Below are 20180 nucleotides of genomic sequence, written 5' to 3' on the forward strand. Positions count from 1 at the left end.
ATTTTTCTATTGCGATACCCAGCCAATCAGCCCGGCTCAGCCTGTCGGTTCGAGCTGCCGGATAAGTTTGGCTAAGGTTTTGATCGCCGCCTCGTGCTTGTCGCTCCAGTCAAAAGAGGCGTTCAGGCGGAAGCAGTGGTTGAAATGGTCGCCGGTGGTGAACATCCGGCCCGGCGCGATACTCACGCCCAATGCCAGCGCACGCTGATACAGCTCCATCGACGACAGCGCGGGATCCAGCTCCAGCCACAGAAAATAGCCGCCGTCGGGCTGGCTGACTTTAACGGTGGGCGGAAAATGGTGGGCGATCGCCTGACGCATCATGCTTTGGCGCTGCGCCAGCAAGCGACGCAAACGCCGCAGGTGGGTGTCGTAGCCGCCGTGCAGCAGGTAGTCGGCAATCGCCAACTGGGTGGGTACGCTGGTCGATACGGTGCTCATCAGCTGCAACCGCTGGATCTGCTGCGCGTAGCGCCCCGCCGCCACCCAACCGACACGGAAGCCCGGTGCCAGGCATTTGGAGAATGACGAACAGTGCAGGATCTGCCCTTCGCTGTCCCACGCCTTGGCCGGCTGCGGCCGCTCGGCGCTGAAATACAACTCGCCGTAAACGTCGTCCTCAATCAGGGAAATCTGCCGCTCACGCAGTAAGTTCACCAGCCGCTGCTTGTTGTCGTCCGACAGGCTGGCCCCCAGCGGGTTCTGGAAGTGGGTCATCAGCCAACAGGCTTTGATCGGGTATTGCTCCAGCGCCTGCTCCAGTGCGCCCAGATCGATACCGTCCTGCGGATGCGTGGCAATCGCCACCGCCTTCAAGCGCAGCCGCTCCAGTGCCTGCAGCGCGCCATAAAACGCCGGTGACTCGATCGCCACGTAGTCCCCCGGCTGGGTCACCGCCTGCAGGCTGAGGCTCAGAGACTCCATCGCCCCGGCGGTAATCACGATTTCGTCCGGCGCCACCTGCATGCCGCTCAGGGCATAACGCTGGGCAATATGGCGGCGCAGCGCTTCATTGCCGGGCGGCAGGTTGGCCAGTGAGCTGTGCGGCGTAAACTTGCGTGCCACGCTGCTCAGCGCCCGCGCCAGCTTCGGTTGGGCAAACAAGGTGGCGTCGGGAAACGCCGAACCAAAAGGCACAATCTCCGGATCCTGGCATGCCTGCAGCACATCAAAAATAAAGGTGTTGATATCCACCTGCTCGCTCAGTAACAGCTTCTCGCCGTGTACCGGCTGCGGCAACGGCTGCGGGCGTGCCGCCACGTAATAACCGGACTGCGGCCGCGCGACGATCCAGCCCTGACTCTCCAGCAATTGATACGACTGCACCACCGTCATCAGGCTCAGCCCGGCGCGTTTGCCGCTTTCACGCAGCGACGGCAACTTGTCCCCCGCCCGCCATACCCGGTTTTGGATCTGTTCACGAATCTGTTGTGCAAGCTGCTCGTATCTGGTCATAGGCCCTAACTGTTATATGAAAAAGTGAAATAACTGTCACTATTATAGCCACTGTACTCCGTGCTTAACTTGGCGCCAAGCTTTCGAGAGAAAAATTACCGCTATACTGAAGAGGCCATTTTATGTACAACCCAAGGAGGCGCCATGCTGGGTCTTGATGCACTGGAACTTGCCAGAATACAGTTCGCCTTCACCGTTTCTTTCCATATCATTTTTCCGGCGATAACCATCGGCCTGGCCAGTTACCTGGCGGTACTGGAAGGGCTGTGGCTGAAAACCCGTAACGAAACTTACCGCGATCTCTATCATTTCTGGTCAAAAATTTTCGCCGTCAACTTCGGCATGGGCGTGGTTTCCGGCCTGGTGATGGCCTATCAGTTCGGCACCAACTGGAGCTTCTTCTCCGAGTTTGCCGGCAGTATCACCGGCCCTTTGCTGACCTATGAAGTGCTGACCGCCTTCTTCCTGGAAGCCGGTTTTCTGGGGGTGATGCTGTTCGGCTGGAACCGCGTCGGCCCTGGCCTGCACTTCTTCGCTACCTGCATGGTGGCGCTGGGTACGCTGATTTCCACCTTCTGGATCCTGGCGTCCAACAGCTGGATGCAAACGCCACAGGGCCACGAAATCATTAACGGCCAGGTGGTGCCGGTCGACTGGCTGAAAGTGATTTTCAACCCGTCATTCCCGTACCGGCTGTTGCATATGTCCACTGCCGCCTTCCTGTCTTCGGCATTCTTTGTCAGTGCCTCCGCTGCCTGGCACCTGCTGCGCGGGCGCGATACTCCGGCGATGCGCAAAATGCTGTCGATGGCGATGTGGATGGCGCTGATTGTCGCGCCGATACAGGCGATGATCGGCGATGCCCACGGCCTGAATACGCTGAAATATCAGCCGGCAAAAATTGCCGCCATCGAAGGTCACTGGGAAAATGCACCGGGTGAAGCCACCCCGCTGATCCTGTTCGGCTGGCCGGATATGCAACGCGAGGAAACCCGCTTCAAGCTGGAGGTGCCCTACCTCGGTAGCCTGATACTGACCCACAGCCTGACCGAGCAGGTACCGGCGCTGAAATCCTTCCCGCCTGAGGACCGCCCTAACTCCACCGTGGTGTTCTGGTCGTTCCGCATTATGGTGGCACTGGGTATGTTGATGATCCTCGCCGGGGTCTGGAGCCTGTGGCTGCGTTGGCGCGGCGGCCTCTATCAGTCCCGCCCCTTCCTTTACTTCATCCTGTGGATGGGCCCTTCCGGGTTGCTGGCCCTGCTGGCGGGCTGGTTCACTACCGAAATTGGCCGCCAGCCGTGGGTGGTGTATGGCCTGCTGCGCACCAAGGATGCGGTCTCCGCACACGGTGACCTGCACATGAGCATCAGCCTGCTGGCGTTTATCATCGTCTACTGTTCGGTGTTCGGCGTGGGCTATTCCTACATGATGCGGTTGATCCGCAAAGGGCCACAGCAACATGAAGGCCACGAAGATGACACCGAAGGCCGACCGGCGCGTCCGCTGTCTGCGGTGAAAGAAACTCTGGATGACAGGAGCTGAGCATGGGCATTGATCTTCCGCTGATTTGGTTTGTGATCATCGTCTTCAGCACCATGATGTACGTGGTAATGGACGGCTTTGATTTGGGTATCGGCATCCTGTTCCCCTGGGTTAAGGACAGCGGTGACCGTGATGTGATGATGAACACCGTCGCCCCGGTCTGGGACGGCAACGAAACCTGGCTGGTGCTGGGTGGTGCGGCGCTGTTTGGTGCTTTCCCGCTGGCTTACGCGGTGATCCTCGACGCGCTGGCTATTCCGCTGACGCTGATGCTGTTTGGGTTGATCTTCCGCGGCGTGGCCTTTGAGTTCCGCTTTAAGGCCACGGCGGAAAAACGCCACATTTGGGACAAGGCGTTTATCTGGGGCTCCCTCTTCGCCACCTTCAGCCAGGGAGTGGTGGTGGGTGCCATCATTAAGGGTTTCCCGGTCAACGGCCGCACCTATGCCGGTGGCGCCCTCGACTGGCTGACGCCGTTCGCGCTGTTCTGCGGGCTGGGGCTGGTGGTGACCTATGCGTTACTCGGCTGCACCTGGCTGGTGATGAAAACCGCCGGTGACCTGCAGGCCCGCATGTACCGGCTGGCAACGCCACTGTTGGCTGCCCTGCTGCTGGTGTTGGCGGTGGTCAGTATCTGGACGCCGATTGCTCATCCGGAGATCGCCACCCGTTGGTTCTCGCTGCCGAATCTGTTTGTGCTGTTGCCGGTGCCGATCCTGGTGCTGCTCAGCGCCTGGGGCATTCAGCATGGGGTGAAAAATGCGGCGCACTATTCACCGTTCCTGCTCACCCTGCTGCTGGTGTTCCTCGGCCTGAGTGGGTTGGGCATCAGCATCTGGCCACTGCTGATCCCACCGTCCATCACACTGTGGCAAGCCGCCGCACCGCCGCAAAGCCTCGGCTTTATGCTGGTGGGCGCGCTGTTTATCATTCCAATTATTTTGGTTTATACCTTCTGGAGCTACTACGTGTTCCGCGGCAAGGTCAGCCATGAACATGGCTATCACTGATGAGGGAGCAAACTATGCAGGATAAAACCGCACCCGCACCGGCACCCTGGTGGAAACGCGTCGGCTGGCTGGTGGTGATCTGGAGTGCCAGCGTGCTGGGGCTGTTCGCCGTCGCCTCGCTGTTTCGTCTGCTGATGAACGCCGCGGGCATGAGATCGCACTAAAAATACACGCCCAAATGCCACCTGACCTGGGTGGTTATTTGGGCAACAATATGCGAGCAGTTTTAAACCGGGTTACGGTAACCAGCAACGATTTGGTGTGCCATTTCATCCAGTTCAGTGTCATTCATCAGGCGGTTTGCCACAGCTATAAGCTCTGCTGTTTCAATATCATCGGCAGTGATGGTAAATACCGTTAAGTTATATAACAAACGTTCTCTTTCCTCTTCCGGTAAATCATCAACGCTGCCGAAAATAGACTTATAATAATAATCACTAAGAAGACGCAGTAAAAATGCAACCTGATTAACATCCACCTTGTCTTCCGTAACCATTACCGTTAACTTGACGAGAAAAAATGACTCTCTCAAAACCTGCCCATTAACCAGCATGAATGTCGCACATGATATAAAAGCGGTTTGCTTATTAGCATCAGCAAATGCATGCGATTTTGCTATCGAAATTAAATATACTGCGGCCAGTTCAAATACATCATCACATAAGTGATAGTGATGATGATTGGTAACCCGGCCCAGGGCACCTTCAAGCTTATCAATATCTACTACGGCTCCCTGAGGTAGGGTTGTGCGCTGAATATCAACTACCTCTTGAGTAGAAAGAAAGATAAGTTTCTCCATCACTTACCCTCCAAATTCCTTATGGTTTTGGCATGGCGTTTTCTCACTTCTTCGACAGCCTCTTTGACAGAAACTTGGTTAGAAGCGCTTGGCTTTTCCACCGACGCAGTTTGTTGTTGAAGGGCATCAATCGTGGTTTTATCGAGCATTCCCTGAAGTTTTATCATTCTTCCAAGCGCTTCGACCTCTTGCGATACAATGGACGGCGTAACCTTATTAGCATTGATAGCCGATACAGCATTACGGACCATCGCCTTTAAAATTTCGTTATCCAACGCATTGGTTTTCGAAGTTGATGATTTGTTATTATTCTGACCCAGCATTACAGATTCCTTTCCTCGTTGAGTAACAATAAAAGTCTCACCGTCACGAATTTCATCTAATATCTGAGATAAATCGGCTCGGAGTCGGGTAAAAGTAATTTCTTTCATAGCAACCTCTATCCACGCATGTCTATGTGCTTATGACAGAGATTAACATTTCAAAAAACGATTATCACGTACCTGTACAGGATATAACCTCAGCAAGCTGTTATCGATTCATTAGATAAATGAATCGGAAAACAACATTTAGCTCGCCGCCTATTACTCTCTTTCAGTGGGATAGAGTCTACGTGAAGCCTGCATTTCGTTCAATTAGTGAACTGCGTAACGCTTCGCAAATTCAATAAATTGCAAATATTACACCCATAATAACTACAGCGGTTTACGCCCCATCGCACTGAGAAAGCGCTGTTGCAGACGCAGCAACTCCCCCAGTTCCAGCACCCGATAGTCGATACCAAAGCGCGGTGCCACTTCAGCAATAATGCGGCTCAACGCCGGGTAATGCCGATGACTCCAGTGCGGGAATAAATGGTGCGTCAGGTGCAGATTAGCGCCACCCAACCAATAGCCCAGCCAACGCGGCCGGGGGAACCAGTCAAAGGTAGTGGCGAACACATGGTGATACCAGCCGTGCGCTAACGACCCCTGTTCCGGTGCCTGATAAAATTGCGCCTTGGCCCAGTGAGTGCCGATAATCAACATCACAAACAACAGTGAAGACAGCATCTGGCTCAGCAGGTAAACCAGCAGGATTTGCCCCACGCCAATCGCCGGAGGCAACAGATAGCACGGGATCGCCAGCGTCAGGATCAGGTGTGCCGCTTTGCCCGCCAGAAAAACACTCCAGCCACGCACACCCTGCTGCGCCATCCTCGCCCTGACCCGGGTCCGCCCCGCCCGATCCAACCAGTCGAACAGCCAGATGTAATACGGAAAGGTCATCGCCGCCACCAGCGGCCAATAAAAGCGCTGCGCGCGCATAAAGGGCCGCCAACGCTGAAACGGCGTTTGCCGCAGCACGCCATTGGCGTCGATATCGGGATCGTAATGCTCAATGTTGTTGTGCGCGTGGTGAAAAATAACGTGCCGTACCCGCCAGCAATCGGGATCTAATCCTAGCGGAATACTCACCAGGCAATTCAGCCAGCGATTGGCCCAGGGCTGCCTGAAAAAGGCGTTGTGCGACGCGTCGTGCACCACATTCACCGTAAGAAACATACCGATAAAAATGAAACCGAAGTAGCAGGTAAAGAATGCCAAAAAACTCTGTTGTTGCAGACTCAGTCCGTAACAGAGCGCACACAGCGCCAGCAAGAGCAGCACCTTCGCCAGCATGCCGCCGTCGGCAAAACGATGGTCGCGATTGTCGGCCAGATAGCCCTGTGCGGCCTGCATCAACGCACGATGCAGCCCGCTGTCATCCGGCTTGAAGGCCAATGGGCGCAATGGCTTCATGGCTGGCCCATCCGGCGTAAGAATTGCTGTTGCTGTGCCAGCAGCTCGCGGTAGCCGATACAGCGGTATTCCATGCCGTGCTGCGCCGCCAACTGCGCCACTATGGCGGCCAACGCCGGATAATGGCGATGATTCCAGCCGGGAAACAGATGGTGAGTCAGGTGATAATTCAACCCGCCGGTCAGGTGCTGTAACCCGCGTGGGGAGGTCTGCCAGTCACAAGCGGTCGCGAAATTATGCCGATACCAACCGTGTGGCATACTCCCGCCTTCCGGCACAGCGTAAAACTCGGCCTGCGCCCAATGGGTGCCCAGCAGCAAGAACACCACCAACAACGAGGCGCACATCTGGCTGACGGTGTAGGCCAGCAGCACCCACTGCCAGCCGATACCGTTCTGCTGGCACAGTACCAGCGGCAGAGCCAGTACCAGCACCAAATGACCGATTTTGCACAGGATAAACATCGCCCAACCGCGATGACCCGGTAAAATATTCTTTTCATGCAGCGGGGTTTTACCCAAACGATCCGACCAGTCAAATATCCAGGCGATGTAGGGCAAGGAGAGTGCAGCGATCAACGGCCAGTACAGGTGCTGATAGCGCATATGTTTACGCCAGCGCTGAAACGGCGTCTGGCGGAAGAAACCGTTCTCTTCGGTATCCAGATCGTAGTGCTCGACGTTGGCATAAACGTGGTGATATTCCACATGCCGCACCCGCCAATAATCCGGATCCACCCCCAACGGCAGCGTCACCAGCCGCCCCGCCAAGCGGTTGGCCCAGGGGGCGCGCAGAAAAGCATTATGCGAGGCATCGTGATTCACATTCACGTTGAGCAACATCCCCATCATAACAAACAGGAAATAGCAGCCGAAAAACGCCCACGGCTGATGCTGCATCAGGCCCAGCACATAAAAACCCACGCACAGTATCAGCAGCAGCGCCGCCTTGGCTAACCGCCAGCCGTCGGCATAACGATGATCCTCGGCCAAATAGGCATGAGCCGCCCGCTTGAGATCGCGATGAAATGCCTGTTCGCCGTCGGCGGGAAACGTCAGTGGAGCCAGTGAGTCAGCCATAGGGTTCCTCCACCGCTGCAGCCGCGCTCGTCCGGCCCCAGCCCAATGCCGCACAAACGCCGTGCAAGGCGGTTATGCCCATCGCAACCTGCCAGTAAAGCTGCGGCCAGCCCAGATAACCAATAAACAACAGCGGGAGGCTCAGCGTTATCAACAACCAGACGACAATCGCCCAACGATGCCCTTCGGTCATGCCGCCCAGTGCCATCGACCCCAGCGCCAGTAACACCAGCAGCGCCATTTGCGGCCAGCTGATATCGCTGTAGCCATAGCCGTACTGGTAAACATAGCCAATCACCAGGGTAAACAGCAGCATCGCACCGCTGAACACGCTAAGCGCCGAGTAGCGGAACCCCCCACTGCTCGCCCTGGGCCGCCAGCGCAGACGGAAATAGCGCAGGAATGGCAGATTGCTGGCCCAAAACGGATTGGCGGACGGCTTATCGCCGCTGACGCCATACACAAACGGCGTTTGCGGCAGGCTCGGGCAAAAAGTACCGAACAGCTTGTCCCAAAAAATAAAGCTCCCGCCGAAGTTCTTGTTCGAATAGGCCATGTCTTTAACGTGATGCACCCGGTGATGCGCCGGCGTAACCAGAATGTGTTCCAGCCAGCCGAGTTTGGGGGTCAACGCATTATGGTTAAACAATTGGATGCTGTAATGCAGGATCGAGACCGTGACAAACACCGACAGCGGCACGCCCAGCAGTGCCAACAGAAGAAAGAACGGGATCGAGGTCAGCGACGAATACCAGGAATTGCGCACCCCCAGCGATAAATTGAAATGCTCGCCCTGATGGTGCACCACATGCACCGCCCATAGCACGCGCAGATAGTGGTGCAAGCGATGCAGCCAATAAAAGCCGAAGTCCCACGCCAGCAGGGCAAACAGCCACATCAGCACCGGCGGCCAGTCGCTCAGCAAATCCAGGCTGAGATGCGCCGCCACATAGCCGTAGCAGGTGATCTCCAGCCCGCGGAACAGCCACAGCATGATATGGCCAGAGTTCAGATTGAACACCAGATCGTGCCAGTTGACCTGTCGCCGCTGCGCATACTGCAGCACCAGGGCCTCACCAATGACGACAAACAGCATGAACACGATGGGCATCGCCAGTTCGCTCAACCTATCTCTCCTGTGACGGCGTCACGCCGCCAATTTTCTATGCGCTGCGCCAGCCAGCCGGCCAAAAACGCCAGCAATGCCCCACTGGCCAGATCGACCAGCAGATGGCGGCGCAGCTGCAGAATGGAAAAGGCGATCGCCAGCGCCCACAGCATCAACAGCGCGGTTCTCACTTTACGCTGTCGATCGCTCAGTGCCCATACCGCCAGCACCGTCAACGCCATATGTAGCGACGGCAGGCAGTTTTGCAACGAATCCACCTGGGTCAGCGCCGCCAGCAGTTTTGAACTCACACCGACCCCGCTGTCTTGCGGATAAGCCATAGTGGTCGGCCACCACAGATAGACCGCCCCGGCACCCAGAGCCGTCAGTTGCATCGCGGTACGCAACCATTTCACCCGTGGCATCGGTGCCAGCAGATAACCGAGCGGGATAATGATAAAGAAAGACAGGTACAGCCAAATGGCCGTCGGACTGAACGGGATCCAACGGTCAATCGCCGAAGGAGGGAGCAGCGTGCCCACGCCCTGCAGGCGATCGCTGCTGCTATAAATCACCCCAACGAATCCCCAGCCCAACAGCATTTGCCACAGCCGGTACGCCAGCGTTTTCATCATGGCGCCACCTGCCGAATAATCCGCCTTCTCTTGCGATCAAACTGCGGCATCACCGCCTGCACCCGCAGTTGCCACTCCAGGTCAGCGCTGGCAATACCCTGACGTTCAAACAAGGCTGACAGCTGCGCCTGACAGTGCGTCAGTTCTGCTTCACTGCAATCGGCCATCAGTTGCAACTGCCGTTCCCCGGACTGCACCAGGCGGTAGTCGCTGGTCAGCGGCAGCGCATTGGCGATCGCCCGGCTACACAGATCGGCAAACACCACCTGCGGCTGGCCAAAGGCATCCGGCAACATCAGTTGGTCGTCGCGCCTTCCTTCTATGCGCGCAATCGCCATCGACGGCTGCCCACAAGGGCAAGGCTCCGTCTGCCTGACCAGCACGTCGTCCAGTCGGTAGCGGACGATCGGCTGGGTGCTGCGGGTAAAGTCGGTGATCAATGGCGTGAAGCGTTGCTCATCAATCCACTGAGGTTCAATATGCAAAAACTCTTCGTTCAGGTGCAGGGTGCCGTGCGCACAGGTGGCGGCCAGGAACCCTTCGGTAGCCTGATACACCTCACCCACCGTCGAAAACACCTGCGCCAGCAGTTGCCGGTCTTGCTCTTCCAATACCTCGGCCACTGAAATCACTTTTTTGACCTCGAGCCGAATCTGTTTAGCCAACACCGCCAGCGCCAATGCACGCAGCACCTGCGCCGGTGCGACGATAATCGTCGGTGCCTGTTGTTCCAGCTGCGAGAGCTGTACGGCAAAGGGGGCAAAGAGATCGTAAAACTCCAGGCTCAGCCAGCGGTTGTTGACGCTGTGATACAGGTTATTGTCCGCCCGTAGAAACAGCGCCACGCGTTCACCGGCAAACAGCCCCTCCGGCAACATTTTCGCCAGCATGCCACCGGCCCAAACGCTTTGCTCATGCGGACTGACGACAAAAATACCGCGCTGGCCGGAAGTACCCGATGACAGACCCACACTGTATTTGCCGATTTTCGGACTGAAATCCCGCTGTTGCTCGCTGCGTCGCGCGCAGGCCAGCAATTGATCGCGCTGCAACCCGGCGGTGTTCATTTGGTCGAATTGTTCCATCATCAGCGCCTTGTCCATCTGCGGCCAGGTGGCGATGGCTTGCCGGTTGAAACGGCTGAAATAAGGGCTTTTGGTCAGCACGCGACGAGCAAAACGCTTTAACCTTTTGGCCTGGTAAGCCTCCAGCGACTGACGATCGTCAAAGGTTAAGCGCTGGGCACGGAAGTAATGCCACAGCGTCATCAGCGGGATCATAAATCCCCCTCATGACACAGCAGAATATTCGCATTACCGCTCTCCCATAGCTGATTCAACCGTTCCAGCGTGTGGTAATAGGCGTTGGCATCGTCCATCACCAGATTGGCCAACCGCGAAGGGCCACGCAGCTGCTGATAACTGAGCGGCGACCAGGCCGCGTCGCTGGCCAATAGCGTCCAGCCGTCATCGGTAAGAATAAAGGCGCCAATATGACCCGCCGCATGCCCCGGAAGATCGACCAGCAGGATCTGCCCTTCACTGCCCGGCAGCGCATAGCCACGTTCGAAAGGTGCCAGCAACGCGGGCAAGCTTACTTCTGGGAAACCCTCGATAAACTGCAGGCCACTCTCAAAATTTTCAGGGATCAGTCCGGGGATAAAAGCGCGTTTTAACGCCGCAAAGCCACGCAATGGCCGGGTTTGCCGCCAGCCTTCGCCCGAGCAGATAAAATCGAGATGTTTGAAATCGCGCAGCCCGGCAATATGGTCGGCGTGAAAGTGCGAAACAATCAGCGCCTGTATGTCATTAGCGGCGTAACCGGCGGCACGTAACTGTTGATTCAGCGACTCACGGGGATCGAAATACACCGGCGTCATTTGTCGGTAAATGCGGAAAATGCCGGACTGCGTCTGCTGCTGGAAATACTGCGCATAGCCGGTATCCCACAGCCAACGGCGGTCCCCCACTTCCAGTAAATAGGCCCGAGCCGGGAATTTGCACACCCGGAAACCTGCGCCCCGTAGCGCCATGCAACCGATATGGGTGCAGTATCCCACTTCGAAAGCGGTAACTTTAGCCATGGGGCACATCTCCCTGTCGTTTAAGCCACTCTCCGGTAATGCGGATCCCCTCTTCCATCGAATAACGCGGCCGGTAGCCCAGTTGCTCCACGGCTCGGGTTTGGCTCAAGGTCATATCGAAATACACCGCTGCCACGCTGTAGCGCGTCAGCAGGGGTTCTTTGCCGGTGAAATGGGCCAGCAGCTCCAGCCCCCCGGCCAGCACCTGCAATAAGGGGTATGGCACGGCCTGCAGCCGGTAGCGCAACCCCAACTGCCGGTGCAGCAGTGCATCCAGCATATCCGCCAGCCGCTGTGGTTGATGATTGGTGATGTTATAAGCCGCACCGGAAGGTAGCGGCTGCTGACGGCTGGCCAGGTCCATCGCATGTACCACGTTCAGCGCGAAGGTCAGATCCAGCAGCGCTTTACCACCGCCGGGCAGCCGTAGCACCCCGCGATCGCGATCCAGCTGTTGCAGCAGCCGCGGCACAATCACCCGGTCGTGCGGACCGAACAACCCTCTGGGGCGCAGAATAATATAGGTAGTTTGCGGATAGCGCGGCACCAGCGCCTGCAGCCGTTGCTCCGCGGCATATTTGCTGGCGGCGTAATGATTGGCGAAACGCCGGGCGCGACACTCTTCATCGATATTCTGGTGCGGCTGAAAATCAAAATAGATCGCCGGCGTGGAGATATGAATAAAACGCCGGATGCCACAGTGCCCCGCCGCCTGCGCCAACTTTTCTGTCGCGGCCACGTTGGCCTGATAAAACTCGCGCTTGCTGCCCCAGGGGGAAGATTTTGCCGCACAGTGCCAGACCCAATCGCAACCGGCCATCAGTTGACGGCACTGTTCCGCCGTCGCCTGAGTCAGGTCTAGCTGGGTGAACTCAGCCCCCAATCGACGCAGTTCCTGCCCGGCCCGGCTGTCACGCCCGGTGGCATGAACCTGATGGCCCGCCTCCAGCAGCCACTGCGCCGCGTTACGCCCCAGCCCACTGGTGGCTCCGGTGACCAGCACCCTCATGGCAGCAGCACCATACCGGCCAGCGACAGCCCGGCGGCGGTGCCGATCAGCATCACCGGTTTGCCGGGATTAAAACGCCCGCTGGTGACCGCAGCGTGCAGTGCCGTGGGGATAGAGGCCGCCACCTGATTGCCGTGATAACGATAGATATCCACCAAAACCTCGGCAGAAACGTGCAGCCGCTTGCGCATATGTTCGAGCGACAGGTGGCTCGCCTGATGTGGCACCACCGTGGCGATCTGCGCTAACGTCAGGCCGCTGGCCGCCAACAAACGGGCCAGATAATCTTCGATCAACGCCGACGCCTGACGGAACAATTTTTTGCCCTGCATATGGAACAGGAAATCGCTGTTATTCATGCCAGCGCGCGGGTTGCGCCGCGTACCACCGGCGCGGATCTCACACAGCTCACTGCCTTCGGGATAGGTTTCTACCAGGCTCGCCAAAATACCGCTGGTGCCGTCGCCACGCTCGACGATGGCACAGGCCGCACCGTCGCCAAAAATCAACGAGGATTCTTCGTGATCCCAGTCAATCCCGCGTGAAGCCAAATCGGCGGAGACAATGGCGATACGCCGGTAGGTACCGGCATTCAACAGCCCGGCGGCCACCTGCATGGCGGAGATAAAGCTGACGCAGCTGCTGTTGATGTCAAAACCGGCGGTGCCCGGTGCCAGACCGGCCACTTTAAGAATGTGTGCAGCGGTGCAAGGCAGCGCCTGTACTGAGATCGCTGACGCGGAAATCAGCAGATCGATTGTTTGTGCCTCGAGGCGGCCACGGGTTATAGCATCCTGCAGTGCGGCGACCGCCAGTTCAGCCTGGCTGGCATCATCCGCAGCGTGAAAACGGTAACTGATGCCGGAACGTTTTTCGACGTAGCCAGGCGGCTTGCGCAGCAGGCTGTCCAGTGTGGAGGAATCGACACGGTTAGGCGGCAACGCGGCCCCCGTAGCGATGACTTTCAGAGGCAGTAACGCGGGAGAACAAGATTGTGTTGTCATTATTATTGTTAACTAACCTGAATATCCATAAAGCGATCTCCCGGCGCACCCCAGCAGGCAGCGGCGAGTCATCCCCGGTTTTAAATCCCAAAGTGCCCGCAAACAGGGGCTATTGATTGTTTTTATGCACTGCAAACTGCCGGCAGCCGCCGACGAATAAATGTAACCCTACTGAGATAGCAAGTTTACGGCAAGGAAGCAAGAATGGGCAAATCGGCGGGAGTTATTTGGCGTGGCTATTGTTTTGGATGCTCATGGGAAAACCCCCACCACCTGACCTACCGCCTCCAGCACCTCACCGTTCTCCCGTACGATGCCAAGAGAAGAGCCGTCTTGTTTCACCCATTGCCTGTCGGCAATGCTAATTAACGCAAAAGCCAAGCGGATCACATCCGTTTTCTTCATTCCATGCCGCTTGGCAATATCGTTCAGATTATCATCAATTTCATTTGATAAACGAATCGGTAAACTACGCATATCCCACCTCCTGTGGCTGTCTGTTAGTGGGGTAAAGCTTACTTTAGCGGTAAGGATTGTTCAATTAGCGAACTGCGTAACGCTTCGCAAATTCAGCAGGTTGTGTGAATTAAATACCCTGTTGCTGCTGCCGGACATGAAAAGTAAAGGTATCGCAGACAACCGCTACAGGAGATCAGATTATCCTGCCCACAGACTGCCGCTCTTCTTCACCAAACCTGCACTATACTCCCTGTGCATCGTCAATGATTGACGGACTGCGCCCATGGTCGGCTTGTTGCCGGCCATTGTCTTTTTTGAGGATAAGCAATGCAAAAATCCCACGCTCACCGCAAGCACCTGACCCGCACCGAAGTCACCCGACTACTGCAACAGGCCGCTGCCGGCCGCGCCCCCGAGCGCGACTGCTGCCTGATCTGGATGGGCTTTATTCACGGTTGCCGCGTTAGTGAACTTAACGGCCTGCGCCTGGCCGATCTGGATATGGAAAGCGGTTGTGTTTACATGAACCGGCTGAAAAATGGCCTTTCTACTATTCATCCGCTGGAAACAACCGAAAAGCAGCTGCTGACCCGCTGGCTGGAAAAGCGTCAGTCGTGTCGCAATCTGGAGGATGAAGAGTGGTTGTTTCTGTCGCAAAAGGGCTACCGACTGTCGCGCCAGCGCATCTATCGCATGTTGCAGGCCTACGGCAAACAGGCCGGGCTGGCGGTGGCTGCGCACCCACATATGCTGCGCCATGCCTGTGGCTATGCCCTGGCCGATAACGGGGCCGATACGCGAGTGATTCAGGACTATTTGGGGCACCGGAATATTCAGCATACCGTGCTGTATACCGCAGCCAATTCAGGACGATTTAAACATCTGTGGAAGGAGGAAAAAGCAGAAGAAAATGTTACCTTTTGAGTCAAACTGACACATAACTTAAGAATGTCCTGATTAAAAGTCAATATCTGGAGAATGGTTATTTTATTTTTTTTATAAATAGCATAATTATCAATTAATTAAACTATTGTTCGCAGCCTATCAAACTCATCACTTGCATAAGATTTCAGTCAAAAACAGCCTATTGCATTCTTTAATCATTCTAAATAAAAAATAAAACCCAACCATTTACTCCGTAAAAACACCATCCATGGTGTTTTACACCATTAAAAACACTTTGTTACCCAGCTAACAACACGACTCACTTAATGTGACATTTTGACTCAAAATGTTGCCTTTTTCTTGAAGGGAAACATAACGGTTGAATTTAAAAAGGACAGCCCTATCAATGGGTTAATGGGATATCAGTGCAGAAGCACACGCATCAAGGAATTATGCACATGAAGAAAACACTTCTCGCCACCACCCTGGCGACCATCACTCTGTTCTCCGTATTTTCCGCCTATTCTGCAGACAGTGTAGACCTAAAAGTAGGCGGAACTCTCTTACCGAAAGCCTGTACTCCTACGTTGAGCAGTGGAGGCATCATCGACTATGGCACGATCAAAACCAACACTCTGAAAAGCGACGCTTACACCATACTAGACATTAAATCACTGGACTTTTCCATAGTTTGTGACAACAAAGCTAAAGTGGCACTTAAGGCGATCAATGGCCGTCGTAATAGTCTGGCCGGAGCTCCTGAAGGGTCTGGCGGAGGGGGAACTCCTCCAGTAAATCTGTTTGGTAAACCTCTGTCGACTAATGGCGCTGTAGGCCTGGGTATGGACGGAACTAAAAAAATCGGTGGTTACATCGCAAGATTTAAGCATGGCAGTTTCACCGCTGATGGTACTGCTGTTGACATCATTGCAAGCAGTAACTATGGAAAAACCTGGTTTAAAGCAATATACGGTGATGTTTATTACGGTCACGTGGTTCTCCAACAGAGTTGGGCAGTCAAAGGCACTGAGTTTCCACCGATAGAATTCAAAACTCTGGGGGGCAAGCTGGAAGTTCAGGCATATATCAATAAAACCTCAGGAATGGACATCAGCAAACCGATCAAGCTTGACGGCCAGACTACGCTTGAGCTGATCTACCTATAACTTTCTGTCTCTTTTTCAAAAGCGTACGAGACTATTTTCTCTGCCAAAAATTGACGGACGAGATGTGCACTTCCGTCGCTATAACAAGGATGAACTATGACTTACCTTGCTTTTATTCACTCACCTGTTCTATGTGCCGGGATCCTGACATTGTGCCTGACACCAGTAAGCACCTTGGCCAGCGGCATGGTACCGGACAGTCCGGTGGTGATCGTGGAGGCCGCTAACGGTGAAGGTAGCATCAACGTTCAGAACACCGATCCCTACCCAGTCCTGTTGCTGACCCAGCTTGAGAATATCCCCGAGGATACCGAAACCCTGCTAACGGTCACACCCCCCGCCGCTCGAGTTGAACCCGGCAAGCGCCAGAGCGTACGTTTTCTGCTGACAAGTAAGAAATTGCTGAAGACCGAGCGTCTTAAGCGCGTCACCTTCGAAGGGGTACCGCCACAGCAAAAGGATCGAAGCGAGGTACGTATGACGGTGCGCCAAAATCTGCCGGTAATTATCCGCCCTGCAGAGTTGGCGCGCGATGAGGCGCCGTGGAAACACCTGGTCTGGCAGTTGGTGGGCAAAGTACTGACGGTCAGTAATCCCTCGGCTTACGTGGTACGTCTCAGTCAGGGTGTGCAGACTCTACCGGGCAATAGCATCTGGATGCTGCCGAATAGCTACGTACTGCCGGGTCAGACGCTGACCCTGAAGCAAAACGGCAATAAGGCACCGAGCAGCGACACACAGGTACGTATCAGTCCCGCCACCACCTGGGGGTTTAGCGTCGACCATTATGATGCGCTGCTGGTGCATTAAAAAACAGTTTGACTCGCCAAAACTGCCGCCAGATGGCGCAGAGCGATCAAACAAAAAAGGAAACCCTCGCAAGGGTTAATGGACTCAATGTGCAGAAGCACAAGCATCAAGGAATAATGCTCATGAAAAAAACACTGCTGGCCGCCTCGTTGGCGGCAACCACCCTGTTCTCCGCTTCATCCGCCTTCGCCGTTGACAGCGTAGAACTCAAGGTGATCGGTACTATTTCACCGGTGGCCTGTACACCAGCTCTGAGTGGCGGTGGCAGCATCGATTACGGTGACATAAAGGCCGACACCTTAAAACAAGACGACTATACCGTGCTGGATGAAAAAACTTTGAATTTTACCATTACCTGTGACGGTAATGCCAAGGTAGCAGTGAAAGTGGTGAATGGCCGTACTAATACCCTCGCGGGCTCCACCGAAAACCCACTATCAGGTGCCGGTAAAACACCGACCGGAGTCACCTTAACCACCGGCGATGCGGCCTATGGGCTGGGTCTGGCTGGCAGCGCCAAAATTGGCGGTTACGGCATAGCACTGGGTACACCAACGGCAGATGGTACCGCCGTTGACTCCATCTACAAATCTGCGGATGCATCAGTCACCACCTGGGCCAAGGGTGCAGCCAAGTCATCCCTGACCACCAGTACCGATCAACTGACACTCACCTCCTGGGCGACCAGCGGCACCCTGGTGCCAGTCGCCCTCAAGGCTCTAGCTGGCACCTTGTCGGTTCAGGCCTATATCAACAAGGCCTCCGCACTCGACATGACCAAACCAACCAAGCTGGATGGTTTGGCCACCCTCGAATTGGTTTACCTGTAAGTTCTGGCGGCCGGCGTTATACCGGCCGCATATCCTTCACTATGGCGGCCCACGCGGTGTGCCATGTTGAAAAAGGTTATTCAATGCAGCCCCTTTCCTCGCACCGTTATCCGGCGGTGGCCCTGCGCCTTTTTTCTGGCGTAGCTCTGCATTTACTGGCTCCTCTCGCCTGGGCGACCGGAATAGCGCCCCATGCCGAAGAAACCCTGTTTGACTCGCAAATGCTGCAGTCCCGCAATATTGATACCGCCGTCGCCGACACCTTTCGTCAGGGGCCACGCTTTTTACCCGGGGATAATCCGGTGATGCTGACGGTCAATGGCAGCGGCCGCGGCCGGATCAGCGCCCACTTTGATAACGATGGCCAACTCTGTGCCGATGCCGACTTTCAAAAGCTGGCCGGTCTGGCGTCTCCGCCGGGTTTTACCGGCAAAGAGACCTGCTTTGATCTGCGCAGCGCCTGGCCACAGACCGAACTGCAGCTGGATCCCGGTGAGCGCCGGGTTGATCTGGTGGTGCCGCCGCAGGCGGTCGTCGCCCCCGGCAGCGACAACGGTAACTGGCAACACGGCGGCGTCGCCGGTTTGTTCAACTACGATGCCCAATACATGGGTACCGCCGGCAACAGCGCCGGGGTCAACTTTAGCCAACTGGACAGCGAAGCCGGATTTAACGCCGGTGACTGGATAGTACGCAGCCGCCAAACCCTGTCGCGGTTTAACGGCACACAAACCCTGCAGCATCAGGCCGCCTATGCCCAGCGCAGCTTCGTCGGCATCAAAAAAGTGTTCCAGACCGGACAAATCAGCCTGGCCAACTCACTGTTCGGCACCGGACAGGTACTGGGTGCCCAGCTAGTTCCGGAGACCGCACTCACCCAAGGTCGCGGTGGCGCAGGCTTGGTGGAAAGCATCGCCGACAGCCAGTCGGTAGTCGAGGTACGCCAGTCCGGGGTGCTGCTCTACCGCACCACCGTGCCCGCCGGGCCGTTTCGCCTGCAGGGGTTTTCCCTGCTCAATACCAGCACCGATCTGGCCGTGACCCTGACCGGCAGTGACGGTGGGCAACGCCAGTTCAGCGTACCGGCCAGCACCTTCCTGCTGAGCGGCAATGCCATAGTCCCGGGCTGGTCCTTTGGCGTTGGGAAAATGGACCAACAGGGCAGCAGCGAAGCCCCCTGGTTGGGTACCGCAGCCAACGGCTGGCAACTGACGCCGCACACCAGTCTCAATGCCGGTGTGTTGGCCTCGTCCCCCTATCGGGCTGGCGGTGTGGCGCTGGACAGCCAGGTGTTTGACGCCACCCAACTGTCGCTGCAGGGCAAGGTGGCGCAGGATAATCGCCATGCCAAGACCGGCGCATCGCTCTCCGCCTCACTCAGCCGACAGCTTACGGAAAGAATCAGCGCCGGTCTCAACACCACGCAGCAAACCCTCGATTATCAGGAACTGAGCGATGCGTTGCAAAGCAGCGAACAGGACACGCAAGGCCGTACCCGCAGCCAATATGGTGCCAACCTCAGTTGGGCTGCGCCTTATGTCGGTAACCTGTCCATCGGCTGGGCACAAAGTAACACCTTTGACGGTGCCCGCAGCCGCTACCTGCGCGCCGGTTGGAGCCGCCAGATAGCCCAGGCCTATCTCGGCCTTAGCCTGGAGCGTAATACCCGTTCGCTGGATGGCAAGACCGAAGACCGCGCCTACCTGACCCTCAGCATCCCTTTCGGTAGCCGCAGCCTCAGCGCCTCGGTCACCCACACGGATAAAAGCACCCGCAGCGGGCTGCGCTACAGCGATCGCAGCCATCAGGACTGGGGTTGGAGTTTGTCTGCCGATCATGACTCCGGCAGTCAGCGTTCCAGCGGCACCGGCTCACTGGACTGGGTCACCCGCGTTAGCCAATTTAGCGGCAGCCTGACCCGTGACTCGAACGATTACTCCAGTTGGAGCGCCCGCGCCTCCGGCGGCGTAGTGGCGCACGGCGGCGGTGTCACGCTTTCGCCCTACCGCATTGGCGATACCTTCGGCATCGCCCGGGTCGGCCGCGAGGCCGGTATCCGGCTGGACACACCGGCAGGCCCAACCTGGACCGACAGCCGGGGGTATGCGGTGCTGCCATCACTCAGTGGTTACCAACGCGCCACCGTGCAGGTGGATACCCGCAGCCTGCCGAAAAGCCTGGATATCGGTAACGCCTGGCAAGACAGCGAACTGGCTCGCGGCGCAGTAGGCCGAATGGACTTTGAGGTGGTGCGCACCCGGCGGGTACTGATCAGCCTGCGCGATGCCCAAGGCACATTCCTGCCGCACGGGGCAGCGCTGTTCGACAGCGCCGGCAACTTTGTCACCGTAGTCGGCAATGACGGCGCAGCCTTCTTGCCGGACGCCGAACCGGGCAAATCACTGGATGTACAAAATGCCGGGCGACCCTTGTGTTCGCTCCGGCTGGCTCTGCCGGAACAGCCGGATAACACCGGGCTTTATGAAACCGCCGCAGCGGTCTGCCGCTGAACATGGAGAGGA

General features: G+C 56.5%; 20 protein-coding genes. 8 read left to right on the top strand and 12 right to left on the bottom strand.

Annotated elements, in window-relative coordinates:
* Positions 1 to 36: 36 nt before the first annotated feature.
* The gene (locus BEI65_RS16935; RefSeq protein ID WP_099064327.1) at positions 37 to 1455 is read right to left on the bottom strand and encodes a PLP-dependent aminotransferase family protein; all 1419 of its coding nucleotides are present in this window, start codon (positions 1453 to 1455) and stop codon (positions 37 to 39) included.
* Positions 1456 to 1599: 144 nt separating this feature from the next.
* Between BEI65_RS16935 and BEI65_RS16940 the strand changes: the two genes are divergently transcribed.
* From BEI65_RS16940 to BEI65_RS16950, 3 genes are read left to right on the top strand one after another with little or no spacing between them, the layout of a single operon-like run.
* Positions 1600 to 3000 (top strand): cytochrome ubiquinol oxidase subunit I, encoded by a 1401-nt coding sequence (locus BEI65_RS16940; protein ID WP_085117220.1) that lies wholly within the window; start codon positions 1600 to 1602, stop codon positions 2998 to 3000.
* A 2-nt stretch (positions 3001 to 3002) separates the two neighbouring features.
* The gene (gene cydB / locus BEI65_RS16945; RefSeq protein WP_099064328.1) at positions 3003 to 4010 is read left to right on the top strand and encodes a cytochrome d ubiquinol oxidase subunit II; all 1008 of its coding nucleotides are present in this window, start codon (positions 3003 to 3005) and stop codon (positions 4008 to 4010) included.
* A gap of 14 nt (positions 4011 to 4024) precedes the next feature.
* Positions 4025 to 4174, top strand: a complete 150-nt coding sequence (locus BEI65_RS16950) for a DUF2474 domain-containing protein (protein ID WP_085117222.1) — start codon at positions 4025 to 4027, stop codon at positions 4172 to 4174.
* Between the two features lie 62 nt (positions 4175 to 4236).
* On the opposite strand, the gene BEI65_RS16955 is transcribed toward BEI65_RS16950, so the two are convergent.
* From BEI65_RS16955 to BEI65_RS17005, 11 genes are all read right to left on the bottom strand, one after another.
* Positions 4237 to 4809, bottom strand: coding sequence for a type II toxin-antitoxin system death-on-curing family toxin (locus tag BEI65_RS16955; protein WP_099064329.1), 573 nt, complete (start codon positions 4807 to 4809; stop codon positions 4237 to 4239).
* Entirely contained in the window at positions 4809 to 5240 is a 432-nt protein-coding gene (locus BEI65_RS16960) for a type II toxin-antitoxin system Phd/YefM family antitoxin (RefSeq protein ID WP_099064330.1), read from the bottom strand. Before BEI65_RS16960 ends, BEI65_RS16955 begins: the two co-directional genes overlap by 1 nt.
* Before the next feature lie 264 nt (positions 5241 to 5504).
* The gene (locus BEI65_RS16965; protein WP_099064331.1) at positions 5505 to 6590 is read right to left on the bottom strand and encodes an acyl-CoA desaturase; all 1086 of its coding nucleotides are present in this window, start codon (positions 6588 to 6590) and stop codon (positions 5505 to 5507) included.
* Entirely contained in the window at positions 6587 to 7669 is a 1083-nt protein-coding gene (locus BEI65_RS16970) for an acyl-CoA desaturase (protein WP_099064332.1), read from the bottom strand. The genes BEI65_RS16965 and BEI65_RS16970 overlap by 4 nt, the downstream gene beginning before the upstream one ends.
* Positions 7662 to 8795, bottom strand: a complete 1134-nt coding sequence (locus tag BEI65_RS16975) for a sterol desaturase family protein (protein WP_099064333.1) — start codon at positions 8793 to 8795, stop codon at positions 7662 to 7664. The genes BEI65_RS16970 and BEI65_RS16975 overlap by 8 nt, the downstream gene beginning before the upstream one ends.
* Entirely contained in the window at positions 8792 to 9409 is a 618-nt protein-coding gene (locus tag BEI65_RS16980; RefSeq protein WP_198404472.1) for a phosphatase PAP2 family protein, read from the bottom strand. Before BEI65_RS16980 ends, BEI65_RS16975 begins: the two co-directional genes overlap by 4 nt.
* Positions 9409 to 10692 (bottom strand): F390 synthetase-related protein, encoded by a 1284-nt coding sequence (locus BEI65_RS16985; RefSeq protein ID WP_099064335.1) that lies wholly within the window; start codon positions 10690 to 10692, stop codon positions 9409 to 9411. The genes BEI65_RS16980 and BEI65_RS16985 overlap by 1 nt, the downstream gene beginning before the upstream one ends.
* Positions 10689 to 11495: an MBL fold metallo-hydrolase gene (locus tag BEI65_RS16990; protein WP_099064336.1), complete on the bottom strand. Its 807-nt coding sequence runs from the start codon at positions 11493 to 11495 to the stop codon at positions 10689 to 10691. The genes BEI65_RS16985 and BEI65_RS16990 overlap by 4 nt, the downstream gene beginning before the upstream one ends.
* Positions 11488 to 12504: an NAD(P)-dependent oxidoreductase gene (locus BEI65_RS16995; protein ID WP_099064337.1), complete on the bottom strand. Its 1017-nt coding sequence runs from the start codon at positions 12502 to 12504 to the stop codon at positions 11488 to 11490. Before BEI65_RS16995 ends, BEI65_RS16990 begins: the two co-directional genes overlap by 8 nt.
* Entirely contained in the window at positions 12501 to 13508 is a 1008-nt protein-coding gene (locus BEI65_RS17000; protein WP_099064338.1) for a 3-oxoacyl-[acyl-carrier-protein] synthase III C-terminal domain-containing protein, read from the bottom strand. The genes BEI65_RS16995 and BEI65_RS17000 overlap by 4 nt, the downstream gene beginning before the upstream one ends.
* Positions 13509 to 13760: 252 nt before the next feature.
* Positions 13761 to 13985 carry a hypothetical protein gene (locus BEI65_RS17005; protein ID WP_099064339.1) on the bottom strand — a complete coding sequence of 75 codons (225 nt, stop codon included), beginning with the start codon at positions 13983 to 13985 and terminating at the stop codon, positions 13761 to 13763.
* Positions 13986 to 14294: 309 nt separating this feature from the next.
* Here BEI65_RS17005 and BEI65_RS17010 point away from each other — a divergent pair, with 309 nt between their 5' ends.
* From BEI65_RS17010 to BEI65_RS17030, 5 genes are all read left to right on the top strand, one after another.
* The gene (locus BEI65_RS17010) at positions 14295 to 14891 is read left to right on the top strand and encodes a tyrosine-type DNA invertase (RefSeq protein ID WP_099064340.1); all 597 of its coding nucleotides are present in this window, start codon (positions 14295 to 14297) and stop codon (positions 14889 to 14891) included.
* 419 nt (positions 14892 to 15310) lie between these two features.
* Positions 15311 to 16018, top strand: a complete 708-nt coding sequence (locus tag BEI65_RS17015) for a DUF1120 domain-containing protein (RefSeq protein WP_099064341.1) — start codon at positions 15311 to 15313, stop codon at positions 16016 to 16018.
* 96 nt (positions 16019 to 16114) lie between these two features.
* Positions 16115 to 16828: a fimbria/pilus chaperone family protein gene (locus BEI65_RS17020; RefSeq protein ID WP_099064342.1), complete on the top strand. Its 714-nt coding sequence runs from the start codon at positions 16115 to 16117 to the stop codon at positions 16826 to 16828.
* 122 nt (positions 16829 to 16950) lie between these two features.
* The gene (locus tag BEI65_RS17025) at positions 16951 to 17658 is read left to right on the top strand and encodes a DUF1120 domain-containing protein (protein WP_099064343.1); all 708 of its coding nucleotides are present in this window, start codon (positions 16951 to 16953) and stop codon (positions 17656 to 17658) included.
* Between the two features lie 83 nt (positions 17659 to 17741).
* Positions 17742 to 20168, top strand: a complete 2427-nt coding sequence (locus tag BEI65_RS17030; RefSeq protein WP_099064406.1) for a fimbria/pilus outer membrane usher protein — start codon at positions 17742 to 17744, stop codon at positions 20166 to 20168.
* The last annotated feature ends 12 nt before the right edge of the window (positions 20169 to 20180 follow it).

The sequence above is a fragment of the Serratia sp. BW106 genome (assembly GCF_002607755.1).
Taxonomy (GTDB): Bacteria; Pseudomonadota; Gammaproteobacteria; order Enterobacterales; family Enterobacteriaceae; genus Serratia; species Serratia proteamaculans.